This is a genomic window from Tabrizicola sp. (assembly GCF_034366665.1).
Lineage (GTDB): Bacteria > Pseudomonadota > Alphaproteobacteria > Rhodobacterales > Rhodobacteraceae > Tabrizicola.
Genome location: NZ_JAXMMF010000157.1, coordinates 1 through 7,435, shown reverse-complemented (window position 1 = coordinate 7,435; position 7,435 = coordinate 1). Strand labels below are relative to the sequence as shown.

Annotated in this window: 7 protein-coding genes; 3 read left to right on the top strand and 4 right to left on the bottom strand. The window is 67.1% G+C overall.

Annotation, left to right across the window (positions count from 1 at the left end; genetic code table 11):
* Positions 1–186 (top strand): DUF1858 domain-containing protein (locus tag U1E69_RS22155; RefSeq protein ID WP_322246665.1); only part of this gene is annotated, 186 nt, incomplete at its 5' end.
* A 14-nt stretch (positions 187–200) separates the two neighbouring features.
* Entirely contained in the window at positions 201–1,382 is a 1,182-nt protein-coding gene (locus tag U1E69_RS22150) for an NnrS family protein (protein ID WP_322246664.1), read from the top strand.
* On the opposite strand, the gene U1E69_RS22145 is transcribed toward U1E69_RS22150, so the two are convergent.
* The gene (locus tag U1E69_RS22145; protein ID WP_322246663.1) at positions 1,363–2,058 is read right to left on the bottom strand and encodes a Crp/Fnr family transcriptional regulator; all 696 of its coding nucleotides are present in this window, start codon (positions 2,056–2,058) and stop codon (positions 1,363–1,365) included. The genes U1E69_RS22150 and U1E69_RS22145 overlap by 20 nt on opposite strands.
* Positions 2,059–2,145: 87 nt before the next feature.
* On the opposite strand from U1E69_RS22145, the gene U1E69_RS22140 reads away from it, so the two are divergent.
* The gene (locus U1E69_RS22140; RefSeq protein ID WP_322246662.1) at positions 2,146–2,580 is read left to right on the top strand and encodes a pseudoazurin; all 435 of its coding nucleotides are present in this window, start codon (positions 2,146–2,148) and stop codon (positions 2,578–2,580) included.
* Positions 2,581–2,650: 70 nt separating this feature from the next.
* Here U1E69_RS22140 and U1E69_RS22135 read toward each other — a convergent pair whose 3' ends face one another.
* The 3 genes from U1E69_RS22135 to U1E69_RS22125 form a co-directional block, all read right to left on the bottom strand.
* Positions 2,651–3,454: an SUMF1/EgtB/PvdO family nonheme iron enzyme gene (locus U1E69_RS22135; RefSeq protein ID WP_322246661.1), complete on the bottom strand. Its 804-nt coding sequence runs from the start codon at positions 3,452–3,454 to the stop codon at positions 2,651–2,653.
* Positions 3,455–3,523: 69 nt separating this feature from the next.
* Positions 3,524–4,672, bottom strand: coding sequence for a copper-containing nitrite reductase (nirK, locus tag U1E69_RS22130; RefSeq protein ID WP_322246660.1), 1,149 nt, complete (start codon positions 4,670–4,672; stop codon positions 3,524–3,526).
* Positions 4,673–4,847: 175 nt separating this feature from the next.
* On the bottom strand, positions 4,848–7,435 hold a 2,588-nt coding region (locus U1E69_RS22125; protein WP_322246659.1), incomplete at its 5' end, for a molybdopterin-dependent oxidoreductase.

Sequence of the window (7,435 nt, the reverse complement as noted above, 5' to 3'; positions counted from 1 at the left end):
CCCGATCTGCCGCTGCGGCTGATCTTCGAACACTGGCCCGAGGTGGCCAATGTCTTCCGCGCGCAGGGAATGGCCTGTTTCGGCTGCCCCATCGCGCCGTTTCACACGGTGATCGACGCCTGCGCCGAATACGGCCTGGACGAGATCGCCTTTCGCGCCGCACTGCAGGCCGCAGCGGTGCTTTGATCCAAGGAGCCGACATGCGGCCACATCACGCCTACACCGGCCCCGCCCTTTTCAGCTATGGCTTCCGCCCGCTGTTCCTTCTGGCGGGCGGCTTTGCGGCGCTGGTCATCCCATTATGGATGGCGGTCTGGAGCGGGCACGTCAGCCTGGGCGGGCCGTTCAGCCCGACCGACTGGCACATCCACGAGCTGCTCTTCGGGTATACCTCGGCCGTGCTGGCGGGGTTCCTGTTCACCGCGATTCCGAACTGGACCGGGCGGATGCCGACGCGGGGCTGGCCGCTGATGGCCCTTGCGGCGCTGTGGATGGCCGGTCGGCTGGCGGTCGCCGGGGGCCTTGGCCTGGGACCGGTGGCCGTGATGGCGCTGGACTGCGCCTTCCTTCTGGCCATCGGCGCGATGGTCACGGTCGAGATCGTGGCGGGCCGGAACTGGAGCAATCTGCGCGTGGTCGTCCCCGTGCTTCTGTATCTTGCGGCCAACATCACCTTCCATCTTGAGGCGATGCAGCTTGGCACCGCCAATTACGGCCGCCGCCTGGGCTTTGCGATGGTCGTCCTGCTGATCGGGCTGATCGGTGGGCGGATCATTCCCAGCTTCACCCGGAACGGGCTGGCCAAACAGGGGAACGGGCCGATGCCCGTGCCGTTCGGCAGGTTCGATGCGGCCAGTCTGGCGCTGACGCTGGGGGCGCTTCTGGCCTGGGTCGCCCTTCCAGAGGAGCCGCTGACGGGGCTGGCCCTCATCATCGCCGGAGCGGGTCAGGCGCTTCGCCTGGCGCGCTGGCGTGGCTTCAGGGTCTGGCGGTCGGCCATCCTGGTGATGCTGCATCTGGCCTATGCCTTCATCCCGGCGGGTCTGGTGGCCCTTGGGCTGGCGTCGCTGGACATTTTGCTGCCGGTGGTGGGACTGCATCTTCTGGGCATAGGTGCCATCGGCGGGATGACTCTGTCGGTGATGATGCGCGCCTCGCTGGGGCATACCGGCCGTGAGCTGCAGGCTGGCCCTGCGCTGGGGCTTGCCTTTGCCTGCGTTGCCCTTGCCGCCCTGACACGCGTGGCGGTGCCGTCCGAGCCGGGTCTCTGGGCCGCAGCATCCCTGTGGACCACCGGTTTCGCCATCTTCGCCGCCCGGCTTGCCCCGATCCTGACCCGGCCGAATCCCGCGCGCCGCGTGCCTAACCCGCAGCCCCGCTGAGCATGACCAGCCGGTGCGGCGCGGTCACCGTGATCTTGCGCCGTTCCGACAGCACGATCCCGTCGCGTTCCCACCCGCTAAGTAGGCGGCTGACAGTGTGCAAGGTGGTGCCGGTCATGTCCGACAGGTTCTGCCGGGTGATCGGCATCCCGATCTCGATGCCGCCATCGACCTTGCGCCCGGCCTGGGTGACCAGCCGAAGGATCGCACAGGCGATGCGCTGCTCGACCGCTTGCGTCGCCATCTCGACGATGCGGTTGTTCATCTCGCCCACCCTCTCGCCCACGACCTTGTAGGTTTCGGTGGCAAAGCCGGCATAGCTGTCCACGAAGACCTGCCACAGCCGGTTCGGCCAGGCCAGGACCACGCAGTCATCCGCCGTCATTGCCGTCGCCGGATAGGTCGTGCGCCCGATGGCCGCCCCGATCCCGAACAACTGCCCCGGAGCGATGTGCAGCGCGATGATCTGATCGCCGCCCGGAGTGGTCCGGACCACCCGGATATGGCCGTCCAGAAGCAGGAAGAAGCGTTCGACCGGCAAGCCCTCGCTGAAGATGGCAGCGCCTGCGTCGAACCGCAGCGCGGTCGCGGCATCCAGGATCTCGCGGATCTGGGGCCGGGACAGCCTGCGAAAGGGGGGGAGCGCCGCCAGAAGACTTTCGTCGAGTTTGTGCAAACGGTGCCTCCGATGTTGTGGCAGCACAACGAACCGGGGACGACCTTAGCCTAGAAGAAGGGGCAAGATAACCTGAAAGGACCGGACATGTTCTCGAAACTGATCACTGCAACCGTCGCAGCCTTTGTGCTGGCCACGGCGGCCCAGGCCGAAAACTTCGACGTGAAGATGCTGAACAAGGGGGCCGACGGCGCGATGGTCTTCGAGCCCGCCTTCGTCAAGGCCGCCGTGGGCGACACGGTGACCTTCACCTCGACCGACAAGGGCCACAACGTCGAAGCAATCGAAGGGATGCTGCCCGAGGGGGTGGAGGCGTTCAAAAGCGGCATGGGCGAAGACTATGTCCTGACGCTGACCGCCGAGGGTCTCTACGGCGTGAAATGCACACCCCACTACGGGATGGGCATGGTTGCGCTGATCCAGGCTGGCGCCCCGGTCAATCTGGATGCAGCCGCCGCCGTGACGCAGAAGGGCAAGTCCAAGGCCCGGTTCGAGCCGCTGTTCGCACAAGTGGCAAAGTGACCCGACCCCACACCGATAGGAAGGCGGCCTTGACGGGCCGCCTTTTCCTTTGCCTGCCGGAGACCAGCGCCTAGTCCCGCACCAGCCGGAACCCCAGATAGTCCGGCGGCACCCCCGCTGCACATCCGCCCGACCGGGCATCACGGATGAAGTCGATGACGAAGGCGCGATGCTTGCCTTGCACCGCCCGCACCCCGCAGTAGTCCAAGCTTGTGGCAATCCCTTTGCCATCCGGGGTCAGCGTGCCGTTCTGAAAGCAGGTCTCTGTCCACTCCCAGACGTTGCCCGAAATGTCGGCCACCCCCATCGAGTTCAGCCCGAAATGGCCCATCGGATGCTGCTGCAGGTCGGCCTCGCCGCGCAATTCAACCTCGCGCCGGTAGCTGGCGATCCAGCGGCGTGAGGGATCATCACCGTTGGCATCTTCCCCGAAACCGTCGTCAAAGCCGCGCTCTGCGGCAGCCCTCAGCCATTCGGCATCGGTCGGCAGGCGCCAGAGCTGTCCTGTCTCGTCGGACAACCACGCCGCATAGGCCAAGGCGTCGGCATGGTTGACATTGGTCTGGGCCGCCCCCGCAACGCCCCCGACAGGTGCTGCGGCGCAGGCCCCTGCCGCGACACAGCGGGCGTAGTCGGCCTCCGAGACCTGGTAGATCATGATCTCCAGCGTCGCCACCTCGACCCGCTGCAAGGGGGCATCGACGACGCGGGTGCCCTGGCGGAATTCACCTGCCGGGCGATAGTCCTGCGGACCCGCGGGGATGCGCACGGTCTGCGGCGGGGCCAGGGCCGGTCGCTGGAGCGGCACGAGGATCGCCCCCGCCGCGCCCAGGGCGACCGCTGCCAGAAGCCCCAGTGCCAGCCGACGTTTCATGTGACCCTCCGAACAAAAACGGCGGGGCGGCCCGGGACGACAGGCCACCCCGCCAGGACGCGCCAGCCGTTACGGCAGCGCAGTCCGTCCTTCATGCAGGACATCGTATTCGACCGGGGCCACGACCTGCTCCATCAGATCGTTGTTCCACGTGCCGCCGACGATCACGTGCGCCGTGGCGCCCAGGTTCACCGCCTCGATCAGGTTGTGGTTGACGTAGGCGTAGACGCCCGGCTGCAGGAAGGTGTAAAGCGCCGCCCCGGCCGATCCGCCCCGGATGAACCAGGTCTCCAGATCGCGGTCCGGCAGGTTGTTGAACTTGCCGCTTTCCCAGACCAGATCGCCATGCCCGCCGATCAGATGCGGGCGGCTGTCGCGGTTGGCCTGGCTGTGGACGAAAAGCACGCGCTCGCCCTGTTCGGCCTCAAGCGCCTGGTCGCCCGTCAAAGCCCCCACCCTGCCGTTGAACACGACATGCGACGGGATCAGCCCGTTCATCACCTCCAGCGTGTCGGCATAGCTTTCGCCCGCATCGGCAAAGCGCATGTAGGCGCCATCCGCGCCGCGCGGGATGTAGAAGTCATTCTCGCCGATGTAGTAGACCCGGTCATAGGACACCGGATGGCCCAGGTGGTCCTTCAGCCCGTCCCGCGGCAGCACCATGATGCAGCCCGACATGCCCGACACCACGTGCCAGGGGATCATCGGACCGCCCGGAGCGCAATGGTAGACGAACACACCCGGCCGCGTCGCCTTGAACCGCAGCACCGCCTTCTCGCCGGGATTGACCAGCGTCAGCGAACCGCCCCCCAAAGCGCCAGTGGCCGCGTGAAAGTCGATGTTGTGCTGCATCATGTTTTCGGGCGGGTTGAACAGGGTCAGCTCGACATAGTCGCCCTCGTGCACCACCAGCATCGGGCCGGGGACCGAACCGTTGAACGTCATGGCCTGCAGCCAGGCGTCCTCGTCCACCTGGATCTCCTTTTCCATGATCTTCATCTCGAACTCGATCACCGCAGGCCCGCCGGTGGCCACCTGCTCATGGCTGTGGACAAATGGCGGCTTGACCAGCTTGACCTTGCGACGGGGCAGGCTGGACAGGTCCACCGGCGCGGCGGCCGAGGTGTCCATCACCTCTTCCGCCCCGGCGGTCTTGACGACAAAAGGAGCCGCGGCAATCATCGCCGCCCCCATCAGTGCAGTGCGTCGCGTGAACATGGTGCTATCCCTCATCCGTGTGTCGGTTGAGGCGAGTTTAGCCCTTTGCGGGAACGGCATCGTTGTCCTGCAACAACATGCGGTGCAGCCAAGGGAACCCCGTCACTGAGGTTTGCAAAGACGGTCCCCCGGACCGCAAGGGTCCAAGACGCCAAGACCCCGGCGTTGCCGCTGTTTACTCCGCTGCCTCGCGGCATCCGAACCGGGTGATCAGCCCGGCAAGTTCGGGCCGACAGGACCCGCAGGACGTGCCTGCCCCCAGGACTTCCCCAAGCGCCGCGACGGTCAGCGCCCGCCCGGTCAGGATGGCCTCGCAGATGGTGTTTCGCCCGACGTTCAGGCAGGCGCAGACCGTTGGCCCCGGATCGGCCACATCGCCCCGCGCGCGCCCCGCCAGGGCGTCCTGCGCATCACCTTCACCCAGCAAAGCAATCACCATGTCCCGCGCCAGCGCAACCGGCTTTGGGCCCACGAACAAGGCTGCAACCAGACGCCCATCCTGGTGGAAGGCGACGCGCGCAAGGTTGCGGGCCTGATCCGTCACCGAGACCGGGTCACCGTCGGCCAGCCCGAACAGCTTTCGCGCCTGGGCCACCCAGTCATCCGGCACCCAGGTCCCGGCCAGTTCGGCGCGCCATCCTCCACCGACCCGTGCCTTGGCCCAATAGGCACTGTCGGGGCTGAAGTCCGACGCCGAGACGGCAAAGCCGTACCAGCGCGCCGGATACTTGCGCAGCGTGACGCTGCTAGCCTTGCTGTCGGGTTGGCCCGACACCGGGTCCGGGTTGGCTGCGACCAGGGCATCGACCCGACCCGTCGGCGCCGTCTCTGAGGTCCAGTGCATCGGAGCGAAGGGGTGTCCGGGGGCCACGCGATCCGTCACCAGCACCCGCAGGATCGCACTCCCGAGGTCATTCGTTGCCTCCACCAGATCGGCGGTGCGCAGGCCAAGACCCTCGGCATCGGCGGGGTGAAGCTCCAGGAACGGCTCGGCCAGATGCGACGACAGCCGGGGGCTTTTCGCGGTGCGGGTCATCGTATGCCACTGGTCCCGGATACGGCCGGTGTTCAGCCGGAAGCCCGGAGCCTGGGATGTCAACGGCACCTGAACCGCAAGCATCCGGCCCTTGCCGTCCGGCGTATGGAACCGTCCATCCCCGAAAAACCGCCCACCCTGGCGCTGACCTGACGCGGGCCAGAGAAACGGCATCAGGTCGTCGTAGCGGTCAGCGTCGATCGACGCGTGGTCCGAGATGTCGAAGTCCAGCCCGAACGCCCCGGCCACGCCGGACAGCGCTGCATGTTCGGCAAATATTTCCGCCGGCGTCGTCCAGGCAAAGGCCTCCGGCCAGCCCATCCGCCCCGCGACGTCCGCCAGGATGCGCCAGTCGTCACGCGCCTGCCCCGGCGCTGCCAGGGCGGCGCGCTGCCGACTGATCCGGCGTTCGGAATTGGTGACGGTGCCGGATTTCTCGGCCCAGGCAGTTGCCGGCAGCAGCACATGCGCCAGGCGGGCCGTGTCGGTATTGGCGGTGATGTCCTGCACCACTACAAAGGGGCAAGCTTGCAGGGCCTTCGCCACAAGGTCTGCCTCGGGCATCGACACAACGGGGTTGGTGTGGATGATCCAGACCGCCTTGATCCGGCCATCCGCCACGGCACGGAACATGTCGACGGCCTTCAATCCCGGCCTTTCGGCCATGCCCGGCGATGTCCAGAACGTCTGCACGGCGGCGCGGTGCTGCGGGTTCTCGATCTCCATATGGCAGGCCAGCATGTTCGCCAGCCCGCCGACCTCGCGCCCGCCCATCGCGTTCGGCTGTCCCGTCACGCTGAACGGCCCCATCCCCGGCCGCCCGATGCGCCCCGTCGCCAGGTGGCAGTTCAGAATCGCGTTGACGTTGTCGGTCCCGTGCGAGGACTGGTTCACCCCCTGACTGTAGACGGTGACGACCTTTTCGGTCCCGCACCACAGGTCGATGAACGCGCGCAGGTCGCCGTCGGAAAGCCCCGCCCCGGCCCCGTCCGTCGACCGCGCCGCCGCGAAGGCGGTCTCGGCCCCGGAGACCTGCGCCAGAAACGCCGGATCGACGCAGCCCTTCGCCTCGATCCCGGCCAGAAGCGCGTTGAACAGCGCTACATCCCCACCCGAGGCGATGGCCAGATGCAGATCGGCGATCTCGCACGTGGCCGTCCGGCGCGGGTCGATGACCACGACCTTCATTCCCGGACGCGCCGCCTTTGCCGCCGACAGGCGCTGGTAAAGGACCGGATGACACCAGGCCAGGTTCGACCCCACCAGAACCACCAGATCGGCAAGCTCCAGATCCTCATACAGCCCCGGAACGGTGTCCGTTCCGAAGGCGCGCCGATGCCCCGCCACGCTGGAGGCCATGCAAAGCCGCGAATTGGTGTCGATGTTGCCCGTGCCCCAGAAGCCCTTCGCCAACTTGTTGGCGACATAGTAATCCTCGGTCAGCAGTTGCCCCGAGACATAAAGCGCCACCGAATCCGGCCCGTGGTCCGCAATCGTCCGGGCGAACCGCTTGGCCACCACGCCCAGCGCGGCATCCCAGCCCACTTCCTGCCCGAAGACCCGTGGGGCCAGCAGGCGTCCCTCCAGTCCCACCGTCTCGCCCAGCGCCGTACCCTTCGAGCAGAGCCGCCCATGATTCGCCGGATGCCTCGGGTCGCCCTTCACCGAAAGGCCCCCCGCCCCATCCGGCTTCAGGATCACGCCGCACCCCACCCCGCAGTACGGGC